Genomic DNA, 22,259 nt, shown 5'->3' on the forward strand with positions numbered 1-22,259 from the left:
ACTATTGATATGGAGAGGACTTTCATATGGATATTTACTCCATAATGCTAACTGTTTTTTTAGTATTAAATATTATCCTTGCTGTCTTTGTTATTTTTTTAGAGCGAAGAGATGCAGGTGCAACCTGGGCATGGCTGATGGTTCTATTTTTCCTGCCCCTGCTTGGTTTTTTCATGTACCTTTTCTTTGGACAAAACTTAACGAGACGAAAGATGTTTCAATGGGAAGACCGAAAAAAAATTGGGATTGATGAACTGCTCACAAATCAAATTCAGCGGATTAAAACCAAGGATATCCGTTTTTCAAATGACGTCATCCTCAATAACAAAGACCTTATTTATATGCACTTAGTTAATAATGGCTCCTTATTGACACAAGATAATTCAGTCAATATCTTTACAGATGGCAGACAGAAATTTGATTCGCTGATTCGGGATATTAAAGGCGCAAAAGACCATGTACATCTGCAGTATTATATATTCAAGAGAGACAATCTTGGGAGAGGGCTGATCAATCTACTGACCGAAAAGGCCAAAGAAGGAGTTAAAGTAAGGATACTTTATGATGAACTGGGATCCAGAAGCTTGCATAAAAAAGTTTTCAAAGATCTGATTGGTGCCGGTGGAGAAATTGAAGCCTTCTTTCCTTCGCGCCTGCATTTTATCAACTTAAGGATTAATTACCGCAATCACCGCAAGATTGCCATTATCGACGGCAAAATCGGCTATGTCGGCGGATTCAATGTTGGTGATGAATACCTTGGCCTGAACCCGAAATTCGGTTACTGGCGCGATACCCATTTGCGGATTGAGGGCAGTGCTGTTCATTCCCTGCAAACGCGATTTATTCTTGATTGGAATCAGGCCTCCTATCGGCACGATATTTATTATGCCCCTGAGTACTTTCCAATCGCTTCATCCACAGACAGCGTAGGCATCCAGGTTGTAACAAGCGGGCCTGATTCGGAATGGGAACAAATAAAAAATGGATATATCAAAATGACCTCATCAGCCCGCAAATCCATTTATATTCAAACTCCATATTTCATCCCGGATGCAAGCCTGCTTGATGCATTAAGGATCGCAGCCCTATCCGGAGTGGAAGTCAATATCATGATTCCAAACAAGCCTGACCACATGTTTGTATACTGGGCGACTTACTCTTATATTGGAGAAATGCTAAAAGCCGGTGCAAATATTTATATCTACGAAAATGGATTTATCCATGCCAAAACATTAATTGTGGATGAAGAGGTTTCATCAGTGGGAACAGCCAATATTGACGTCAGAAGCTTCAGGCTGAATTTTGAAGTCAATGCCTTTATATATGATAAGGAGGTTTCAAGCAGTCTATCCAAAGGCTTTAAAGATGATATGGCCTTATCTAAAAAGCTGACTGCTGCGGAATATAGCAAAAGACCGCTGGTCATAAAGTTGAAAGAGTCGATTTCAAGGCTTCTTTCTCCAATTCTGTAAGAAAAGCGGAAGGCGTTGTGGAGCTAGACAGTGATCGGCGTTGAAAAATTTATACATTCTTATCATTAAGAAAAGCAAGGCGCCTTGACCACGAAGGAACAAGCTTATGACCTCGAGGGGGTAGACGCCTGGAGCTAGACAGTTAAAGTAATTCTGATATCACAAGAAAACGGGCTGAGGACAGCCCGCTTTTCCTATGCAAATACCTGCTTTAATTCTTCCTTTGATTGATCCAGCCAAAATCTCATCAGGCGCTTTGCACCTTCAAGGTCATGAAGTTTGGCCTGGCCGCACTGTTTTTCATTTGCTGCTGGTATTTCGGTTATTTCAATAGCATCCTTCATTGTATGTTCGAGCAAGTCAATGATTTCCTCAACTGAAGGTTCCCCGCTAACAACCAGATAATAGCCTGTCTGGCAGCCCATTGGAGAGATATCAATAATATCAAAATGATTATATTTTTCTGCGTGTGTCCGGATATTAAAAGCAAGAAGATGTTCTAATGTATGAATCACATCTGGCTTCATTGCCTGTTTGTTTGGCTGGCAAAACCGAATATCAAATTTATTGACCAAGCCATCACTTCCGACCTTGTGCACACCACAGTGCCTTACAAATGGCGCTTTAACAGCGTTATGATCCAATTCAAAGCTTTCTACTGAAGGCATTAAAAACACTCCCCTAAAGTTTTCCTTTTATTATAACTGTATTTCCGACTAAAATCATCAAATTAATACGAAAATTTAGACGTTTTCATGATTATATGTTATTTTAAAAGAAAATATGTTCGTAAAAGGGAAGGCTTTTCCATGCTAAAAAAAGTATTGATCATGCTATTTCGAATCTACCAGTTTGTCATCTCACCGCTAAAGCCGCCTACATGCCGGTTTTATCCGACATGCTCCCATTATGGGCTGGAATCTGTAAAGCGTTTCGGCGCATTAAGGGGAGGCTGGCTTACAATAAAACGAATCCTTAAATGCCACCCGTTCCATCCCGGCGGGGTTGACCTTGTACCCAAGGAATGGCCGGGAAAGAAAAAAGATTAAGACTCGTATCCGTCAACTACCAAGTCAAGCTTGCCTGTGCCCGGATGAATGACAAGGCCATGCACAGGCACATCCGCTGGCATTAATGGATGCTTCTTGACCATATGAACACTGTGTCCTACGCTATCTTCTACGTTTTCAAAGCCCTTCAGCCAATCTTCTGCTGCAATTCCTGAATACGTAATCGTATCAAGGGCATCATCTGTAATGCCCCTTTCCTTCATGCTGCTGACAACATTTTCTGCTCTCATTCCACTCATTCCGCAATCATGATGGCCGATCACGAATACCTCCTTTGCCTGCAGCTGGTAAACAGCAATCAGAATGCTTCTCATAATACTTCCAAAAGGGTGAGTAACTAGAGCGCCCGCATTTTTAACAATTTTCACATCACCATTTCTTACGTTTAGTGCTTTAGGCAGCAGCTCAACCAATCGGGTATCCATACAGGTTAAAATGACCATTTTTTTATTGGGGAATTTTGTTGTTTCAAACTCTTCATATCTCTTCTCTTCAACGAATTGCTGATTATGGTTTAAGATTTCTTCCAAAAGTTTCATTCATACCACTCCCTGTCATTTTATGTATTGCTTGAAAACTCACCAGTAATCTAAGTTGCTATAATGGCCAAACATATTGCCAATAATATCTACAGGGACAATTTCTTTTTAAATGCCCCTTATTATCAATGATACAAAAAGCTTAGTCCTTAAACAAATTTTTATCCTTGCTTTTTGGCAATAAATTTTGTAAGATTACTAAGTGAAATCGTAATGATTACGTATTGAATTTTTTTGTTTTATAAATCGTAATAAATACGTTTTATAAAGAGGGGGAGAAACAGCATGAAAAAAGGAATTTTCTTTATAGCATTAAGTTTTGTCTTGTTTTTATCGGGCTGTACAGACGAAAAGCCCAAAGATGAGGGTGATAACAATAAAGCAGCTGTTTACACGACAGTCTATCCGCTTCAATATTTTACTGAACGCATCGGGGCTGAATTTGTAGATGTAAAAACCATTTATCCTCCTGGTTCTGATGAACATACTTTTGAGCCATCTCAAAAAGATATGATTCAATTGGCCGATTCAGATCTATTTATTTTTATTGGACTTGGGTTAGAAGGGTTTGTTGAAAAAGCTAAAGAAACCTTGAAAAATGAGAACGTCAAGATGGTCCCTGCAGGTGAGAACATTGAGTTTGTTCACCCAGAAGAAAATCATGATCCCGCTCATGAAGAGGAAGGAGACGCTGATAGCCATGCGGATGGAGATGAGCACGAAGAAGAAGATCATGATGATCATAATCACGGAGACATTGATCCCCACGTATGGCTGGATCCTGTATATTCCAAAGAATTGGCAGAAACAATTAAAAATGCTCTAGTGGAGAAGATGCCTGAACACGAAGGACAGCTTGAAAAGAATTATCAGGAGCTCGTAAAGGAGCTGGATGATTTGCACAATGCCTTTGAGCAAACTGTTCAGAATGCAAAGCATAAAGAAATCATCGTTTCCCACTCTGCATATGGTTATTGGGAAGAACGCTACGGGTTGGACCAAATCAGTGTTTCCGGTTTAAATTCTTCCAGCGAGCCAACACAAAAGGAATTGCAGAAGATTATAGCAGAAGCGAAAGAGCATGATCTGAAATACGTCTTTTTCGAGCAGAATGTCAGCTCAAGGCTAACTGAAATATTGCAGAAAGAAATCGGTGCAGAACCTCTGATGCTGCATAATTTATCTGTGTTAACAGAAGAGGACATCCAAAAGAATGAAACCTATTTCACTTTAATGAAAAAGAATCTTGCTTCCCTTGAAAAAGCGCTATATGAATAGTTTGATCGACCTCCCGCCATGGGAGGTTTTTTAGTCCGCGAAAAATCCTAAGCGGAGTTTTTTACAGCGACCTGACATTCCCTGCAAATGCCACGACTTAATAGGCGCTCTTTGCAAAAAATAATAACGACCTTGGTACCAGGTACCACCCGAATTATGTCGAATCTGGATTTAGGGTCTTAAATTTGCTAAGGAGTGATAGACAATGGCTAAAGATGTTCTATGTGAAGTTAACAACTGTTCTTTTTGGAAAAACGGAAACCGCTGCAGTGCTGACCAAATCTATGTAGTCAGCCATACCGGAGAAACAGCGGACAACAGCAAGGAAACTGACTGTAAAACCTTTGAACCGCACGATCTTGGGTGACGATATAGATCGAATTTTTCCGAATTCAAGTGTGCCAAGTGTGGAGGATTTAGAATGGCTTCCCGTTAACCATAAGAAAGGCGGTGCCTAGGTACAATTTAGGGCACCGCTTTTTTAGGCTGGATTGCCATTTTCTTAAAAAAAAATGTTTATATGATCCATTACAGGGAATGTATAAAGCAACAACAACTTACAGGAGTGATACATATGCTATCAACAGTTATCATGCTTGGAGCTGCTTTTGCCGCTGCTGCTGGTTTAAGTTCCTTCGCAATCAAAGAAGATTCATTTAATGAGGATCAAATAACTCAATAATTTATCATAAAAGACGCTGCCGAAGCGTCTTATTTTTTTGTATTCCAGCGACTTTCACAAAAACGCAAAATATTCGCGGTTCAAAATAAAGAAATATACACTATAATTAAGATAGAAACTAAAAAGAAGGTGCTTATTTTGACTTTTGCCATTATTCTTGTCGTTATCATTCTTATTGCTTCCGTTGTTTTTACTTTATTATTAACCGGAAAAAGCGATGAAGACTATTCCAGTGAAACTAAAAAGAACACCGCTAACCTGACAACTATTTATATTATTGCTATATTTCTATCTGTTGTCGCCCTAGCGGTATATATTTATTATTTCACTTAGTGATAAAAAGCAGTTCTAAATTAGAACTGCTTTTATATTATCAGAAAGCAAATGTTTCCTTTAAGATGGTAACTTCCTTCAATCTTTTCTCGTTGATCTCAAACCCAATCCCAGGCTTATCAGGAACCATTATGCCTCCATTTTTTACGGTCACCTCCGGCAATATGATGTCTTCTTCCCAATACCTGCTCGATGCTGAAATATCACCTGGAATTGTAAAGCCCTCCAGGGAAGCGAGTGCAATATTATGTGCTCGGGAAATACCGAATTCCAGCATTCCACCGCACCAGACTTGTATCCCCTTTTCAGTGCAATAGTCATAAATCTTTTTTGCTGTTCCCAAACCGCCAACCCGGCCAATTTTTATATTGATTACTTTACAGCTTCCCAGCTCAGCAGCCCTTCGTGCATCGTTAAAAGTGACAATGCTTTCATCCAGACATATGGGCGTCTTCAATTCTTTCTGCAGCTTCGCATGATCAACAATATCATCGTATTCGAGCGGCTGTTCAATCATCATAAGCCCAAACTCATCGAGCCTTTTTAAATGTTCGATATGATCCAGCGTATAAGCTGAATTCGCATCCGCCATCAGCGGAAGCTTTGGATAATAGCGGCGGATTTCTGAAATGAAATCATAATCATTTTCCGGGCTGATTTTTATTTTTACTCTTTGATAGCCATCCTGAAGGTACGACTCTATTTGTCTTCTTACCTCTTCCTTCGTTTTGGCACCGACTACCACTCCGGAGGGAATTTTTTCTTTTACCCCTCCAATACATTTAGAAAGTGAAACATTTACCCTTTTGGCCGCCAGATCCCATAAAGCAGTTTCCAAAGCAGCTTTTGCCATCAGGTTCCGACGGAAGGGATCAAATATTGGTCCGGCTTCGGAAGGATGGGACAAGCCCTTCTTCTCTAATAACGGGATTAGAAATTTTTTAAGCATATGCCAGCTCGTGTCAACTGTCTCTTCAGTATACCAGGGAGACGAAAAAGCCACTCCTTCACCGTACCCTTTCCGCCCCTCTTGATCTGCCACTTCGACAATGATTCCCTCTCTGTCCTTGACTGTCCCTAAATGAGTGGTAAAAGGTGTCTTTAGAGGCATGGAAATTTTATATAAGGTGATTTTGTTTATATCCATGTCTATTTCCCGCTTTCCTCCAGCAGTTCCCGAAGCTTCCGTCTCAAAATTTTTTTAGAAGCGTTTCTCGGAATTTCACTAATGGTCAAGATTTTTTTTGGCACCTTATACTTGGCAAGCTTTCCTAAGCAAAACTGTGTAACTTCCTCTGTATCCAGGTTCTCCTCCCCTGCAATGAAGGCTATAGGTACTTCTCCCCAAACATCGTCCTTCATGCCGATTACACCAGCATCATTAATACTTGGATGGGAAACTAAGACTCCTTCGATTTCAGCAGGATAAATATTCTCACCGCCTGATATAATTAAGTCTGATCTCCGGTCTAGCACATATAAAAATCCTTCTTGATCAAGATATCCAATGTCACCAGTCGAAAGCCATCCATCCTTAGTTCCTTTTGAGTTCTCATCGTCACGGTTTAAATATCCCTTCGTAACATTCGGCCCCTTAACAAGAATTTCACCAGCTTCGCCTGCATCGGTTTTTTCCCCGCTTGCTCCAACAATTTTCAGCTGGGACGGGAATAGGGGCTTGCCAGCTGAACCAAGTTTGCTAAAGCTGTACTCAGGGGCAAGCGTTACAATCTGTGAGGAGGTTTCCGTCATTCCATAGGTCTGATAAACCGGAATATCCTTTTCCTTGCATGCCTCCAGCAGGAATCTTGCTGCAGGTCCTCCCCCTAATAGCATGCATCTGAAATATGACGGCAGCATTTCATCCTGAAGTTTCACCACTATTCGGCTTAACATTGTACTAACAACAGACATGATCGTAACCTTTTCGCTCGAAATCGCTTCAATTGCTTTGCTCTCATGAAAGGATTCAAAAAGAACCATTTTCATGCCATAAATAATGCTTCTCATCAGAATCGAGTATCCGCTGATATGAAAGATGGGAACTGCACACAGCCATCTGTCTTGTTCATTCAAGCCCAAATTTAGAGCAGAGCCAACAGCACTCCACCAATGGTTTCCGTAGCTTTGTAAAACTCCTTTTGGATTCCCCGTGGTACCCGATGTATACATAACTGTGCAAACCTCATCAAGACTAATTTCTTCAACAACAGCAGGTTCTGTATGGGCACACTTAAATAAATCTTCTTTAAGGATCGAGGATACTGTTAGGGAATCGGAGATCTTTTGACTTACATCATCAAAGACACTCTCAGTTAAGAGGAAAGGTGACTGTGAATCATTCATTTGAAAGATTAATTCTTCTGCCGTCAGCCTGTTATTTAAAATGACTGCTTTTATATCTATCAGCTGTAAAGCTAAAAGGATAAAAACAGTATCCACATGATTTCTAAGCAGCACGCCAGCGTAATCCCCTTTTTTTAACCCCACAGCCTCCATTTGCCCAGCAATAGTATAAGCCCGGTCATATACTTCCTTAAAGGAGTAGGTAACGCCAGAAAAATAGATAGCTGGTCGCTCAGGCGTTAAAAAGGCCCGTTTCAAAAGAAAATTCGGCATTATCTGTGCATCAATCATAAACACCCCATTGTTAAGAATGGTTAAATATATAAAAACAGCCTGATGGATATGCCATCAAGCTGCAACAGATCTTATTTTCAAATCAAGGGAAACGAGGGAATTGCCCAAAGTCCGGCTTGCGCTTTTCTTTGAACGCATCGCGGCCTTCTTTAGCCTCATCAGTTGTATAATATAAAAGAGTTGCATCTCCGGCAAATTGCTGAATCCCTGCAAGTCCATCTGTATCAGCATTGAAGGCAGCCTTCAAGAAGCGGATAGCAGTCGGGCTTTTCTCAAGAATTTCTTCACACCACTGTATGGTTTCTTCTTCCACTTTTTCAAGCGGCACAACTGTATTGACTAATCCCATATCCAATGCTTCCTGGGCACCATACTGGCGGCACAGGTACCAAATTTCGCGGGCTTTTTTATGGCCGACGATTCTTGCAAGATAACCTGAACCATAGCCTGCATCAAAGCTTCCCACTTTAGGGCCTGTTTGCCCGAATACAGCGTTATCAGCTGCAATAGTCAAGTCACATACAATGTGAAGAACATGGCCTCCGCCGATGGCATACCCTTTTACCATCGCAATAACAGGCTTAGGAATTACACGGATTAAGCGCTGTAAATCAAGAACATTTAAACGTGGGATCTGGTCATCGCCCACATATCCGCCATGTCCCCTTACTGTTTGGTCCCCGCCTGAGCAAAACGCTTTGTCTCCGGCACCGGTCAAGACGATTACGCCTACATTTTCGTCATCTCGCGCATAAGCAAACGCATCAATCAATTCCATAACTGTTCTTGGCGTAAATGCATTATGAACTTGCGGTCGGTTAATCGTAATCTTAGCAATGCCATTGTATGTTTCATATAATATCTCTTCGTATTTTTTTCCTGCAACCCATTCAACTGCTGACATATAAGATTCCTCCTCATTATGTATTAATAATCGTGTTATTTGCCGCAATCTTTTTTGCACTTTTTTTGACAGCAATAAGTGACATTATTCAATATGCTTTTCACCTATCAACTTTTTGCGACAAAAACCCACTTACTATTGTACCAAATATTTCAGGTTTCTCCACATGAATTGCATGTCCGGCACCTTGTACAGACTCCCACTGGCAATTTGGCAGAACCTTCGACATTTCTTCAGCAATCCTGCAAAACTTCCGGTCCAGTCCTCCAGTAACTAGAAGGACAGGTAAGTCCATTTTAGAAAGGTCTTTCCACCAGGATGGCTGGGCTCCTGTCCCCATTCCATTTAGACAGTTTGCCAAGCCTTCAATAGAATTGGCCAAACGCTGATTTCTTATTCCTGCCCGGTTGCTTTCAGGAAGTTTTTTTTGGCTTTGAAATAAAGGAATGTTTTCCCAATAGTCAATGAAACGTATGATTCCCTCTTCCCTTATTTTTTCTGCAAGCTTCGCATCCTGCTGTCGCCTGGCTTGTCTTTCTTCTTCTGTACGAAGCCCTGGAGTGGCGCTTTCCAAAATAATTCTGCGAACTCTCTCCGGATATTTCAGCGCAAACGTCATGGCAAGCCGCCCGCCCATGGAGTAACCAAGAACATCTATTGTATCGATCTCCATCTTTTCTAAAAGAATGTTAATCACATCAGCGGATTCCTCAATACCATAGTGAACAATATCAGCGGGGGATTCTGAATTTCCATGTCCAATGATGTCTATAGCGATGGATTGCGAATGGCCTTCCCAGCACGGCACAAATTCTCTCCAGCTCTCTCCATTTCCTGTAAAGCCATGTAGCAGCAGGAGCGGAAAACCATTTCCCCAAGTATCGACATGATATCGAACACCGTTAATGACATAATTCATCGGCATTCACCCTTCCAGCAATCGACTTATTTCCCGGGAAACAGATTCCCACAATTCTCGATGCTCGGTTACGTTTTTGTCCCGATTTGTCGTAAGTTCCATTACCTTTAAGCCATTTGTATTCAAACTCTGCTTGAATGAAGAAATAAAATGTCCCCAATCCGAAATGAGATCATAATGGCCTCCGTACATCTTAATAGCATGCCTGAAGTCTAAATCAAGCGGTGTTCCAAATAGCTTTTCAAAGTTCTTTGGATGGTTCGCTTGCGGAAGAAACGAAAATATACCACCGCCATTATTATTAATCAATAAAATAGTTAGATCAATTCCATACAGTTTAGAGGCAATTAAACCATTCAAATCATGAAAGAACGTAAGGTCGCCTAGGACAAGATACAGCGGCTGTGAAAAAGCAGCAGCCCCAAGTGCAGTTGAAACAGTACCGTCTATTCCATTTGCCCCCCGATTGGCCATCACTCTAATGCCCTTTTGATTAAAATGAAAAAAGGTATCTAAGTCCCTTATCGGCATACTATTGCCGACAAAAAGTGTAGAGCCTTCAGGAAGCATTTCGGCTAACTGATAAAATAATTTCCCTTCACTTAGCTCTTCTATGTTATTTATATCGGCCAATCTTCTTCTTGTGAGATCATTTATTTCTTTCCATAAGGTTAGATATTTATTATTTTCTGAGTGATCGAGGTATGGAAGAACAGACTTACAAAACTGAATTTCATCGCAATGGACCATTTCAGCAGAAAGCAGAGCGGGATCTCGCCAGCCTCCGCCTCCATCCACAATGACTTGGCGGGCAGTGCTGTTTTCCTTCATAAAAATCATTAATGGCTTTGACACAGGCATTGCACCAAAACGGATAATAACATCTGGTTTAAGAGCCTTTTGGGCATCTTCATTTTTCAAAAAGGTATCATATGCATCAATAACGTGGCTTCCTTCATGGATTCCGCTTCTAATCTGAGAAAGCGGATCTGCCAGAATCGGGAAGTTCAGCTTTTTTGCAAGCTGAATGACAGCCTCCGGAAAATCCGGCTTCTCGATCGGACCGCATACAATGATGCCCTTAGCGGCTTGTGGTAAACCTCCTGCCACTTGTTTTAGCTCTTTTTCCTGCAGGCAAAGCTGACCTGTCTGAACGCTTACAAATCCATCCCTGCGCTCACTCAACTCAAATAAATCTTCCCTGTCTAGATCCGGCACCAACGGCTCACGGAATGGAAAATTGAGATGGACAGGGCCTGCCGGAGAACGCTGTGCCATGGCTTGAGCCCTTGCACATACCGTCCTGGCGTAACGCAGCATCTCTGCCGTATCTTCTGGAGGAGACATCTCAACAAACCATTTCACATTTTTACCGTACAAATGAATTTGGTCGATTGCCTGAGGAGCCCCCACATCCCTGAGTTCATGAGGCCGGTCGGCCGTTATCACAATCAGGGGAACCCTTGAATAGAAGGCTTCTACAATTGCAGGGTAGTAATTAGCAGCCGCAGTTCCTGATGTACATAGCAAGGCCACAGGTTTATGAGAAGCTTTCGCAATCCCCAACGCAAAAAAGGCAGCCGAACGTTCATCTACATGGATATGCACACGAAGCTCAGGATGCTCTGCCATTACCATAGCCATCGGGGTAGAACGTGAGCCGGGACTGACCACGACATGCTCCACCCCGCTTTTTGCCATTTCCGCTACAAAAGCGGCAATATATGAAGTTAAAGCTTCCTGATGATTCATCTTTCATAACCCCCAAGAGCCGTCAGCATTGGCCGGAATTTAATTTTTGTTTCCTGATATTCGCTTTCGGCATTTGAATCCTGGACCACCCCGCAGCCCGCAAAAATGGATGCTTCATTGCCTTGAATCAGACCAGATCGTATGGCTACAGCATATTCGCCATTGCCTCTGAAATCCATCCAACCTAACGGTGCTGCATAAAAGCCCCGATCCAATTCTTCAGCCTCTCTTATTTTTTCTACCGCTTCTTTTTTCGGCAGACCTCCAAGTGCAGGAGTTGGATGCAGGCGGTCAACTAAAGCAAGGAGAGATGCATCTCCCCTTGTTTTTCCAATTACAGGGGTGTATAGGTGCTGAATGTCTCTCATTTTCATTATCTGCGGCTCTTTCGGAAGCTCAACTTCCGTACAGGATTCCTCCATCGCATCTTTTATCATATCCACCACATATTGATGCTCAGTCAAGTTCTTTTGGTCACTAAGGAGGGCTTCTCCAAGAATGTTGTCATCTTTTTCATTCCTGCCTCTTGGTATGGATCCCGCCAGACATGTCGTAAATACGTTTTCTCCATATTTTTTTATCAGCCGTTCTGGAGAGGCTCCAATAAAGCAGTCTCCATTTGATTCAAAAGCAAAGGTAAAGCTTTCTCTTTGAAGTTTCATCAAGTTTGAAAGGACACTTTCAATCTCAATCGGCTTTTCAAATACAAGCCGGGACTCCCGGGCAAGTACCACCTTTTTTAAAGAGCCTGCTTTCAGCTCATCAACAATTGCTTCAACTATGCTCATCCATTTTTCAGGATTGATGTCGGCTTCCTTCAAAAGGGCGTTATCACTTTCAGGAAGATCGCCTTCCATTGATGACAGGATCAATCCGCGTTCAGCCCCAACCTTTTCAAAAAGGGTCTGGTCATCATGCTGGGTACAAACCACATTGGTTGTTAAATAGGCCTGTCCATTTACTTCACTGTACATGTAGGTTGGTACATGGAAAAGCGAATCAGAATACTTCGACCACAGCTTGGTTTTCGGCTTTAATGGGTCAAAGGAAAAACCGCCGAACATTACAGGTCCAGTTCCGTTCTCTTCATAAGGATTAAATACAATACTATCCCCTATAAAGCGCTTCCATTCTTTTTCGACACGTTCAAATCGTCCGGCATTCTGATCTGACTGAATTTGCTTGCAAACACCAAGACCGATTATATAAGTTTCACCAGAAGGATCCTTCCAGAAAAATCGTTCACCAAAAAAACGGCTCTTTCCTGCCGCATAAAAAGAAAGGGGTTCTATATGATTTATTTTTTGAACTTCACTCACTAATATAGGCTTCGATAAGGCCTTTGCCCTTTCAATTGCCTCTTGGATCCCTTCTTTTAGTTCCGTATCCTGTATGGTAACCAAAAAAATCCCTCCAATAACAGCCCAGAACAGCCGTTATCCTTCTTTAAACTTATTCTAAGATACACCTCTGGATCGGTGAATGTCAACGAAGTCAATCACTGGGTCCCTTTTTATATCTCTACTATATTATAGCTTAATTTTGCCTCCGGTAATATGAATTGCACTTAGTTTCCCGAAAGATTAACTTTTCAGACCCTTTTCACATGGTAAATCCCGCCTCTTTTTACGGTAAAAATACGTTGACAGCGCCTGTTACTTTTCCTACACTTAAAGTGGTTTATGGAATAAGAAGTGCGCAATGCGCCCCCTATCTGCCTCAAGCACAAGACGAGCCGTACGGAAAGGTGTTCTTTACCTTTCTGGACGGAATGGTATACTTTCTCTTGCCAGAAGACTTAAGTTCCTTTGACAATACCCTTAATATCGGTTAAAATAAACAAGTTTATATGACGCAGTCAATTTTAATAGGACAGACTATAGATATAATAAGGGGAGAATTATATGCAACCACAAGCACAGACCAATTTTCCGCCTGCTTCCAATTCAAGGAACTGGAGAGTATGGTGGCAGTTGACTAGACCTCACACTCTTACTGCAGCATTTGTACCGGTTCTGCTCGGAACAGCATTAGCAATGGAACTCACTGAAATTCATTTTGGATTATTTTTTGCCATGCTGGCAGCAAGCTTGCTGATTCAGGCTGCTACAAATATGTTTAATGAGTATTACGACTATAAAAGAGGGCTGGACACAGAAGAATCTGTTGGAATCGGCGGAGCAATCGTCCGTGAAGGAATCAAGCCAAACACAGTTTTATACCTGGCATTTGGCTTATATGGAATATCCATTTTGCTTGGTATTTATATTTGCATGAATACAAGCTGGTGGATTGCAGTGATTGGCCTTGCAGCAATGGCAGTAGGCTATTTGTATACAGGCGGACCGCTGCCTATTGCCTATACGCCATTCGGCGAACTATTTGCCGGATTCTTCATGGGTATGCTGATTATCCTTATTTCCTTCTATATTCAAACAGATACAGTAACGGCAACAAGCGTTTTAGTTTCTTTCCCAATTCTGATTCTTGTTGGTGCCATATTGCTTGCGAATAATATCCGGGATTTGGATGGAGATAAAAAATTCGGACGTAAAACCCTGGCAATCTTACTGGGCAAGAAAGGTGCGATTATCCTGCTTGCAGGAATGTTTATTGTCTCATATGTATGGGTTTTTGTATTAATTGCCATTAACATCATATCGCCATGGCTTGCTATTGTTGTTCTTAGTGCGCCTAAAGCCATTAAAGCAACCAAAGGATTTATCGGAAAAACACTGCCCCTGCAAATGATGCCGGCAATGAAAGCAACTGCCCAAACAAATACCATTTTTGGTTTCCTATTATCAGTTGGGCTGTTTCTTGGTTATTTATTATAGTTTTTAAACCTCTGCTTTTCTAGAAGCAGAGGTTTTTTGTTTGGAAAAAACAACAGAAATCATTTTCAGGGTTTCGTCCTTTCGATAACGGGTATTTTTTATTCAAGGAAGCTGATTGGCCATGTATCATAAAATTAGGCTGTTTTTGTAGGGTTTGTTTTGTTGCTTTTCAATAACTTAGTTTCATTTGGTGAGTTGATTGGACGGAGGGCACTTGATCCTCGAAAATGCATTTGCATTTTCTTCGTGCGGTGTGTATCCGGAGAAGTTTATTCAATGTCCTGCAGAGAGGGATCGGGAGACCCCACAGACGCAGGGCGTCGAGGAGCTCTGTTCCTCCGTTGACTTCCGCTGCGTGCCCGCAGCGGAAGTCAACGGGCTAAAATACCACAATCTTTGAGAAAAGAACCTAAAATTAAAACTTTCTTCCGTCATGATTTTGCCAATAACGTCCATACTAAACCCATATAGACTATTGTTTAATATTCGGCCTAACAGAGCTTTTTTATAAAAACAAATGAAACCAATCTGATAAGGATGTGACTCATTATGTTGACAAATGAACAACTCAACAGTTTAAAAAAAGAATTAACCGATGAAAAAAAATCACTGGAAGCACAGCTTCAAGGCAATAAAGAAGGTAGTCTGGAGGGTGCGAGTGCCAGAGATACTGTAGGCGAGCTATCCCTTTACGATAATCATCCTGCAGATATGGGATCTGAACTTTATGAGCGTGAAAAGGATTTTGCGTTAGAAGAGCATCATGATTCAGAATTGAATAAAGTAAATACAGCACTGCAGGCACTGGAAGATGGTTCATATGGAAAATGCAGAGAGTGCGGTACTGAAATTCCATACGAACGCCTTGAAGTGGTGCCTGCTGCTCTTTACTGTAAAGAGCACAGCCCTGAGCAAAATGTCCCGGGAGACCGCCCCGCAGAAGAAGATGTCCTTGAACCTGCACACGGCAATACATTCCAGCATCATCAGTTCAGGGAAGTCGTTGATAATGAGGACAGCTTCCAGGAAGTTGCCCGGTTTGGCACTTCCGAAACACCATCCGATTTAAGAGGCGACTATGAAGATTACAACTCCCTTTATAATGAGGGGCATGACGATGAAGGCTTCACCGAAGACTATGAAACCTTTATAGGAAACGACATGAAAGGCACAGAAAGAAAAATTTACCCTTCGAAAAAGCATGAAGAATACGAAGCCATGCTGGATGAACATGACATTGAAGCCCCTTATGGAGATGTCCCATACCATCAGACAGATGGTTATGTGGATGATGATAAAGAATAAAGCAAAAAGCAATGCCCCCATTGGGGCATCGCTTTTTATATGTCATATGGCAAAAATAAGACTACCTTATATTATAACTTAGATTCGATATCCTGGATAATCTCATCGATTGTAACAGAAACGTCATTTGTACGGCGGGCTATGGAGATGCTGAATTCCAGCAGTTCTTTATAGTTTTTCACCGGAATGGATTCATTTGTCTTCTCGAATTCATTAAGATGCAGTCCAATATTCTGAAGATGCAGCAAAACTTCTTCCATTGATCCTTTCTCGATTTGGTACATTTAACAGCTTCCCCCTTAATATCTATTGATTATATTATCAGGGTTTTTAAACCTTTTTTAAAGTGGAAATTATTGTTAATATTTTCGCGCTATAGAGTAAAATTTTGCCCATAGGAAATATTATCTTTTAGAACCATGCTGTTGATCTCCGCCTCAATCAAAACCTATTGCATTTACATAAATTGAGAATAAATTGCTGGGAGGCCTATTATGTCTGAACGAAATATAGCCGCATGCTTTTCTGAATATGACAAGCTGGAGCAAGTGGTATTATGTGAACCACAATATATGACAATTGTCGATACGATTAATGAAACTCAAAAGCATTATAAAAAAGAAGGCATCCATATAGACTTGGCAATGAAGCAGCATAGACATTTTATCAGCGCTTTAAAGGACCAGGGAGTGGAGGTTGTTTTACTGCCGTCTCTTGAAAAATATCCCGAACAGGTATTTACCCGGGATATTGGATTTACCCTTGGCGAAAAGGTCTACGTAGCCGAAATGGCTACTGATATCCGCCAAGGGGAAGAAAATGTTTTGAAACAATGGCTGGAGCAGAAACAGATGCCATTTTACAATTTAACGGGTGACCGCATTGAGGGAGGGGACATACTCATTGACGGAAATACGATATATGCGGGGGTGAGTAACCGGACATTCGAGGAAGCAATCGATCATCTGCGCAATCTTCTTCCTAATTATGAAATCATATCTGTCCCTTTCACAGATACTTACCTCCATCTTGACTGTGTATTTAACATCCTCTCCCCGGAGGAAGCACTAATCTTTCCGGGAGAAATCCATGGAGAAAAAGTCAAAATGCTTGAGTCCCGCTATGATTTAATCAGAGTATCTGAGGAAGAGCAATTTACACTTGGAACCAATGTCCTTTCCATTGGAAATAAAAAAGTTTTTAGCCTTCCTGTCAATAAAAATGTGAATAAAGAACTGCGGGCCAGAGGCTATGAAGTAATCGAAGTAGATATTACTGAGATCATTAAATCCGGCGGTGCCTTCCGCTGCTGCACCATGCCGGTTAGGCGAAGCAAAGGGCTATAAATTTGGGCTCCTTGGATAGGAGCCCTTTTTCCATCATGCATTTTGACTAAAGCAAGGATAATTTACTGCGATTTTCTCTTCAAGTTGGGGTTAATCTAGACGATTAACTCCTCTTGCGCCTCTCAGCTTCCGGCTTTATTCCCAATGATTAACAATCATTTTTCCTTGCGCATGCTCACCAAGTAAAGTTTGCTATAAAATGTCAAAAAAACAGCCATTTCTACACGAAAGGGCTGCTTTCCACATCTACTTATTAATCATTTCAACGCCGAAGGCTTGATTTTCCAAATACCACGTGCATATTCACTGATTGTGCGGTCACTTGAAAAATAGCCTGAGCCGGCAATATTCATTAAACTCATTTTCAGCCAGCGCTCACGATCTTCATATGCTTTGCCAGCCTCTTTCTGAATGTTTACATACGACGAAAAATCCCTTAAAACAAAATACTGGTCATTTTCCATCAGCAGTGAATCAAAGATTGCCTCAAATTCATCATCTATTTCCGGAAAAAAGCCATGCACAAGCTGGTCTGCCACCTGTCGGATGCGTTTATCGTGATGATAATATTCTCTGGAGTTATACCCGCCATTTTGATAGTAGCTTTGCACTTCATCCGCTGTTAGCCCGAAGATGAAAATATTTTCATCCCCTGCCTTTTCTTTTATCTCAATATTGGCCCCATCCAGCGTCCCCACTGTCAAAGCGCCATTCATCATGAACTTCATATTGCCTGTTCCCGAAGCTTCTTTGCTCGCAGTTGAGATTTGCTCGCTAATATCTGCAGCAGGGAAAATTTCCTCTGCAAGGGAAACCCGGTAATTTTCCAGGAAGATAACCTTTAGATAGTCTTTTGTCTGCGTGTCTTGGTTTACCTTTTCAGCAACCGTATTGATCAATTTAATTATTTTCTTGGCATAGTAATAGCCCGGCGATGCCTTTGCTCCAAAAATAAATGTTCGCGGGTACATCCGGAAATTGGCATCTTCCTTCAGCCTGTTATACAAATGCATCACATGCAGAATGTTTAACAGCTGGCGCTTATAAGCATGCAGCCGCTTCACCTGGATATCAAAAATGGAAGACGTATCTACGATGATGCCATTTTGCTCCTGAATCCGCTTCGCCAGTCTCTCCTTGTTCATTTGTTTAATCTGGTGCAGCTGTTCAAGGAAAACACTATCATTCTTAAAATCTGATAGTTCACGAATCTTTTCAGGATCCCGAACCCAGCCAGCCCCAATACTTTCGGAAACAAGGCCGGACAAAAGTGGATTTGCTTTTAGGAGCCATCTTCTATGGGTGATTCCATTTGTTTTATTATTAAACTTTTCAGGAAAAATCTCAAAAAACTGATTCATTTCCCGCTTCTTTAAAATCTCTGTATGAAGTGCGGCAACCCCATTTACGCTCGAGCTGCCAACAAGGGCAAGATGGGCCATCTTAACTTGGTCATGTGCAATGATTGCCATGTCCTCAATCCGCTTCCACTCACCTGGATACTGCTCCCAAAGCTGGCGGCAGAATCGCTCATTAATTTCGTTCACTATCATATAAATGCGCGGCAGCAGAGGCTGAAAAATTCGGATAGGCCATTTCTCCAATGCCTCTGATAGAGTCGTATGGTTGGTATAGGATATCGTGTTAACGGTTATATTCCAGGCTTCTTCCCAGCCTAGACCTTCTTCATCAAGAAGAAGACGCATGAGCTCAGGGATAGCAAGGACCGGGTGGGTATCATTGATATGAATGCTTACATACTCATGAAAATCTCTTAAGCTATTATGCTGCTTTCGATAGGAACGCACAATTGAGCGGATGCTAGCCGAAACCAGAAAATACTGCTGCTTTAACCGCAGAATCTTCCCTTCATCATGGGTATCATCCGGATATAAAAATTCAGAAACCGATTCTGTTTCACGTTTATATTTTAAAATATCATGGTTGACCGGATACGGAGAGGGTTCTGCGTTCCATAGCCTCAAGGTATTGATTGTATCCGTCTTATAGCCAACAACAGGCATATCGTAAGGAACGGCCGAGATGGTTTCAGCATCTACATGGCGAAACACAAGACGACCGTTCACTTCTGTGGTCTCGACCTTGCCCCAAAAAGGGACTTCAATCGCCAGGTCAGCCTTCCTTACCTCCCAAACATGGCCATTCCTTAACCATTGCTCAGGAAGCTCCACCTGATAGCCGTCCACAATTTTTTGCTCGAATAATCCATGCTTATAACGAATTCCGCACCCATGACCGGGAAGGTTTAATGAAGCCAGCGAATCCATAAAGCAGGCGGCCAAACGCCCCAGCCCGCCATTTCCCAGACCTGCATCCGCTTCGATTTCCTCTAAGCGGTTCAGATCAATTCCCAAATCAGCCAGGCCATCCCTGACAACCTGCTCAATTCCCAAGTTTATTAAATTATGGTGAAGCAGGCGGCCAAGTAAAAACTCAATGGACAAATAATATACCTGCTTTTCCCGATCAATGCGGTAACGCTCATTCGTGTTGATCCACTCTGTGCTAACATGTTCTCTGATCATATTTCCAAGCGTAAAATAATGATCCCTTTCAGTGCTTTCGCCAAAACTTTTCCCGCAGGTCATCTCCAGCTTTTTCAGAAATTCCTCTTTGAATTCATCCCGATCAGAAAACATGGCTTTCACTCCTTGAGACAAGGCCTGCATAAAGCTGATTGTATTTAAACGCAGATTGCGCCCAGCTATTATCCATGCTCACTGCATTTTTCACAATTTGCTCCCACACCTCGCTGTTACGATAAAATCCAATTGACCTCTGGATCGTGTACAGCATATCATGGGCGTTAAAGTTGCTGAATGAAAAACCGTTTCCTTCTTTTGTGTATTCATTAAAAGAATGTACTGTATCATTTAAGCCGCCTGTTTCTCTTACAATTGGAATCGATCCATATCTCATCGCAATCATCTGTCCCAATCCGCACGGCTCAAATTGAGAAGGCATGAGGAAAAGATCGGATCCTGCGTAGAATTCATGAGCAAGCCCCTCATCAAATCCAATATACGCTTTGCACTTATTAGGATACCTGGCTTCCATTTCTCTAAAAAACTGCTCAAATTCAGGGTCCCCCGTTCCAAGAACAAGAACTTGAACATTATCCTGCATAAGTTCTCGGAAAACACACTTAACAAGATCAAGTCCCTTTTGCTTCGTCAGCCTCGTGACCATGGCAATCAGCGGGACATCTTCTTTTACTGGCAGACAGAATTTTTCCTGAAGCTGCTTTTTATTTGCTTTCTTATTCTGCAATGTCACAACAGAAAACTTTTTAAAAATAAATGGATCCTTCTCTGGATTATAAAATTCTTCATCAATTCCATTTAATATTCCCTCTAGATCGGATGTCCTGCGTCTAAGCAAATCATGAAGCCTTTCCCCGTAATATTCCGTTTGAATTTCGTCCTTATAAGTTGGGCTGACCGTTGTTATTTTATCAGCAGCAACAATCCCGCCTTTCATAAAGTTGATATTTCCAAAGAACTCAAGCTTATCGGGATGAAAGTGGGTAGACTCCAGCCCCAGCAAATCCCCTAAAGCATCCCGAGGCATGATTCCCTGAAATTGCAAATTATGAATTGTAAAGACGGTCCGGATGAATTCATAGCCTTTTTTCGGACGGTATTCAACCCGCAGAAGAAAAGGAATCATTCCAGTATGCCAATCATGGCTATGGATGACATCCGGATAGAAATCTATATGTTGAAGGGCATCGAGTACGGCTCGATTAAAAAATGCAAATCTTTCCCCATCATCAAAATAGCCGTATAATTTTTCACGGTTAAAATAGTACTCATTATCAACAAAATAGAATGTAATCCCCTGATATTCCAGCTCTTCAATTCCGCAATACTGGTTTCTCCATCCTACTGCTACTGTAAACTCGCATTTATGCGACATTTTCTTTTTAAAGTTATCTGAAATGGTACCGTATTTAGGCAGGATAATCCGTACATCTGTGCCCTGCTTAACTAGCTCCTTTGGAAGGGAACCAGCGACATCAGCCAGGCCGCCGGACTTAATAAATGGAACACATTCAGAAACAGCAAACAATACTTTCACGAGTTCATCAGCGCTCCTTGTACGGTACCTTTTCGGATCACTAAAGGCATTTCAGGTGTACCCTCCATTTTGGTACCGGATTCTACCTTAACATCTTTATCTAAAATAACTGAGTCTAAAACACAGTTCTCTCCAATTTGGGATTTTTGCATAATAATGCAGTTTTTAACTACCGAACCCTTCCCGATTTTGACGCCTCTGGATATAATGCTGTTCTCAACAACTCCTTCAATCATGCAGCCATTCGCGATCATGGAATTATGGGCTTTAGCTCCTTTTACATAACGGGTGGGCGGTTCATCTTTCACTTTCGTATAAACTGGCTGACTGCGTTTAAAGATATTTTTCCATGCCTCCGGTTCCAAAAGGCCCATACTTGCAGCATAATACATTTCAATTGAACCAATCATTACAGCCAGTCCGGTGTATTCATAATTGCATATGGTGAAGGAGTGGCGGATGTCTGTAACCACATCGTTCATGCAAGTATAGCCCGTTTCATTTCTGCTTTCTATTAAGTTAATAAGCAATGAAGTTTTCACAAGGTACATTTCAAGCGATCGCCCATCCTGACGGATAACTGTAAGATCGCAGCCCGTTTTGGTATGCCTTTCAAGAACAGGCCTGAAATCCATATTGAATACGGTAAAACAATTGGAGATCAGCGCGTATTCCTGCTTGCTCCGATAAAAATAATCCAAATTTGCTGCAAAATGATTAAACGAACCAATCCCCTTGCTTGGACTATCCAGCAAAGGGGAAGGGAAAAAGAATAGGCCATCCCTTTTTCTATTCAGATCCCAATTTTTCCCTGATTCCAAATGATCCATTAAAGATCGATATTGATACTTCGGAAATATAGCAACACTCTCAATATCTGAATTGACCATATTGGAGAGAACAAAATCGATTAGTCTATAACGGCCTGCAAACGGAACAGCTGCGAGCGACCTATGCACTGTCAATTCCTCTAAATCTTCATGGTAGGTTGTTGCATCTATCACACCAAGCATTCTATTCTTCATGACATTCCCTCCCGTTTATTTGGCCAAGCGCCTTTGCGGCATCCAGGCTTTAT

20 protein-coding genes are annotated in these 22,259 nt (G+C 41.6%); 8 read left to right on the forward strand and 12 right to left on the reverse strand.

All coding sequences use genetic code 11. The features are described from left to right. Positions 1-26: 26 nt before the first annotated feature. The gene (cls, locus tag NCCP133_RS03700) at positions 27-1,475 is read left to right on the forward strand and encodes a cardiolipin synthase (protein ID WP_264803602.1); all 1,449 of its coding nucleotides are present in this window, start codon (positions 27-29) and stop codon (positions 1,473-1,475) included. A 194-nt stretch (positions 1,476-1,669) separates the two neighbouring features. Here cls and NCCP133_RS03705 read toward each other — a convergent pair whose 3' ends face one another. Then, positions 1,670-2,143, reverse strand: a complete 474-nt coding sequence (locus NCCP133_RS03705) for an S-ribosylhomocysteine lyase (protein WP_264803603.1) — start codon at positions 2,141-2,143, stop codon at positions 1,670-1,672. Between the two features lie 141 nt (positions 2,144-2,284). Between NCCP133_RS03705 and yidD the strand changes: the two genes are divergently transcribed. Further along, entirely contained in the window at positions 2,285-2,524 is a 240-nt protein-coding gene (gene yidD / locus NCCP133_RS03710; RefSeq protein WP_264803604.1) for a membrane protein insertion efficiency factor YidD, read from the forward strand. On the opposite strand, the gene NCCP133_RS03715 is transcribed toward yidD, so the two are convergent. Continuing rightward, positions 2,521-3,084, reverse strand: coding sequence for a beta-class carbonic anhydrase (locus tag NCCP133_RS03715; protein WP_264803605.1), 564 nt, complete (start codon positions 3,082-3,084; stop codon positions 2,521-2,523). The two genes, yidD and NCCP133_RS03715, sit on opposite strands and share 4 nt — an antisense overlap. A gap of 285 nt (positions 3,085-3,369) precedes the next feature. On the opposite strand from NCCP133_RS03715, the gene NCCP133_RS03720 reads away from it, so the two are divergent. From NCCP133_RS03720 to NCCP133_RS03730, 3 genes are all read left to right on the forward strand, one after another. Beyond that, complete coding sequence (locus NCCP133_RS03720) at positions 3,370-4,362, forward strand: metal ABC transporter solute-binding protein, Zn/Mn family (RefSeq protein WP_264803606.1); 993 nt, start codon at positions 3,370-3,372, stop codon at positions 4,360-4,362. A 205-nt stretch (positions 4,363-4,567) separates the two neighbouring features. Beyond that, entirely contained in the window at positions 4,568-4,729 is a 162-nt protein-coding gene (locus NCCP133_RS03725; RefSeq protein WP_264803607.1) for a DUF1540 domain-containing protein, read from the forward strand. Between the two features lie 453 nt (positions 4,730-5,182). Further along, positions 5,183-5,377, forward strand: coding sequence for a hypothetical protein (locus tag NCCP133_RS03730; protein ID WP_442874232.1), 195 nt, complete (start codon positions 5,183-5,185; stop codon positions 5,375-5,377). Positions 5,378-5,417: 40 nt separating this feature from the next. Here the strand turns inward: NCCP133_RS03730 and menC are convergent, their stop codons facing one another. From menC to NCCP133_RS03760, 6 genes are all read right to left on the reverse strand, one after another. Continuing rightward, complete coding sequence (menC, locus tag NCCP133_RS03735; RefSeq protein ID WP_264803609.1) at positions 5,418-6,524, reverse strand: o-succinylbenzoate synthase; 1,107 nt, start codon at positions 6,522-6,524, stop codon at positions 5,418-5,420. A 2-nt stretch (positions 6,525-6,526) separates the two neighbouring features. Then, positions 6,527-8,014 (reverse strand): o-succinylbenzoate--CoA ligase, encoded by a 1,488-nt coding sequence (locus tag NCCP133_RS03740; protein ID WP_264803610.1) that lies wholly within the window; start codon positions 8,012-8,014, stop codon positions 6,527-6,529. 85 nt (positions 8,015-8,099) lie between these two features. Further along, positions 8,100-8,921 carry a 1,4-dihydroxy-2-naphthoyl-CoA synthase gene (gene menB, locus NCCP133_RS03745; protein WP_264803611.1) on the reverse strand — a complete coding sequence of 274 codons (822 nt, stop codon included), beginning with the start codon at positions 8,919-8,921 and terminating at the stop codon, positions 8,100-8,102. 100 nt (positions 8,922-9,021) lie between these two features. Then, positions 9,022-9,840, reverse strand: coding sequence for a 2-succinyl-6-hydroxy-2,4-cyclohexadiene-1-carboxylate synthase (menH, locus tag NCCP133_RS03750; protein ID WP_264803612.1), 819 nt, complete (start codon positions 9,838-9,840; stop codon positions 9,022-9,024). Between the two features lie 6 nt (positions 9,841-9,846). Beyond that, the gene (gene menD / locus NCCP133_RS03755) at positions 9,847-11,592 is read right to left on the reverse strand and encodes a 2-succinyl-5-enolpyruvyl-6-hydroxy-3-cyclohexene-1-carboxylic-acid synthase (RefSeq protein ID WP_264803613.1); all 1,746 of its coding nucleotides are present in this window, start codon (positions 11,590-11,592) and stop codon (positions 9,847-9,849) included. Then, positions 11,589-12,995, reverse strand: a complete 1,407-nt coding sequence (locus NCCP133_RS03760; RefSeq protein WP_264803614.1) for an isochorismate synthase — start codon at positions 12,993-12,995, stop codon at positions 11,589-11,591. Before NCCP133_RS03760 ends, menD begins: the two co-directional genes overlap by 4 nt. 501 nt (positions 12,996-13,496) lie before the next feature. Between NCCP133_RS03760 and NCCP133_RS03765 the strand changes: the two genes are divergently transcribed. Beyond that, the gene (locus NCCP133_RS03765) at positions 13,497-14,429 is read left to right on the forward strand and encodes a 1,4-dihydroxy-2-naphthoate polyprenyltransferase (protein WP_264803615.1); all 933 of its coding nucleotides are present in this window, start codon (positions 13,497-13,499) and stop codon (positions 14,427-14,429) included. A 549-nt stretch (positions 14,430-14,978) separates the two neighbouring features. Then, positions 14,979-15,734: a TraR/DksA C4-type zinc finger protein gene (locus tag NCCP133_RS03770; RefSeq protein ID WP_264803616.1), complete on the forward strand. Its 756-nt coding sequence runs from the start codon at positions 14,979-14,981 to the stop codon at positions 15,732-15,734. A gap of 71 nt (positions 15,735-15,805) precedes the next feature. Here NCCP133_RS03770 and NCCP133_RS03775 read toward each other — a convergent pair whose 3' ends face one another. Further along, complete coding sequence (locus tag NCCP133_RS03775) at positions 15,806-16,018, reverse strand: hypothetical protein (protein WP_264803617.1); 213 nt, start codon at positions 16,016-16,018, stop codon at positions 15,806-15,808. Positions 16,019-16,228: 210 nt separating this feature from the next. On the opposite strand from NCCP133_RS03775, the gene NCCP133_RS03780 reads away from it, so the two are divergent. After that, entirely contained in the window at positions 16,229-17,080 is an 852-nt protein-coding gene (locus tag NCCP133_RS03780; RefSeq protein WP_264803618.1) for a dimethylarginine dimethylaminohydrolase family protein, read from the forward strand. 257 nt (positions 17,081-17,337) lie between these two features. Here the strand turns inward: NCCP133_RS03780 and NCCP133_RS03785 are convergent, their stop codons facing one another. Genes NCCP133_RS03785 through NCCP133_RS03795 form a run of 3 tightly spaced genes read right to left on the reverse strand, consistent with a single transcriptional unit; the run spans position 17,338 to position 22,206 of the window. Continuing rightward, complete coding sequence (locus NCCP133_RS03785) at positions 17,338-19,740, reverse strand: glycogen/starch/alpha-glucan phosphorylase (protein WP_264803619.1); 2,403 nt, start codon at positions 19,738-19,740, stop codon at positions 17,338-17,340. Further along, the gene (gene glgA, locus NCCP133_RS03790) at positions 19,730-21,181 is read right to left on the reverse strand and encodes a glycogen synthase GlgA (protein WP_264803620.1); all 1,452 of its coding nucleotides are present in this window, start codon (positions 21,179-21,181) and stop codon (positions 19,730-19,732) included. Before glgA ends, NCCP133_RS03785 begins: the two co-directional genes overlap by 11 nt. Next, positions 21,178-22,206: a sugar phosphate nucleotidyltransferase gene (locus NCCP133_RS03795; RefSeq protein ID WP_264803621.1), complete on the reverse strand. Its 1,029-nt coding sequence runs from the start codon at positions 22,204-22,206 to the stop codon at positions 21,178-21,180. The genes glgA and NCCP133_RS03795 overlap by 4 nt, the downstream gene beginning before the upstream one ends. Positions 22,207-22,259 lie beyond the last annotated feature (53 nt).

The sequence above is a fragment of the Cytobacillus sp. NCCP-133 genome (assembly GCF_026011715.1).
Classification (GTDB): domain Bacteria; phylum Bacillota; class Bacilli; order Bacillales; family Cytobacillaceae; genus Cytobacillus.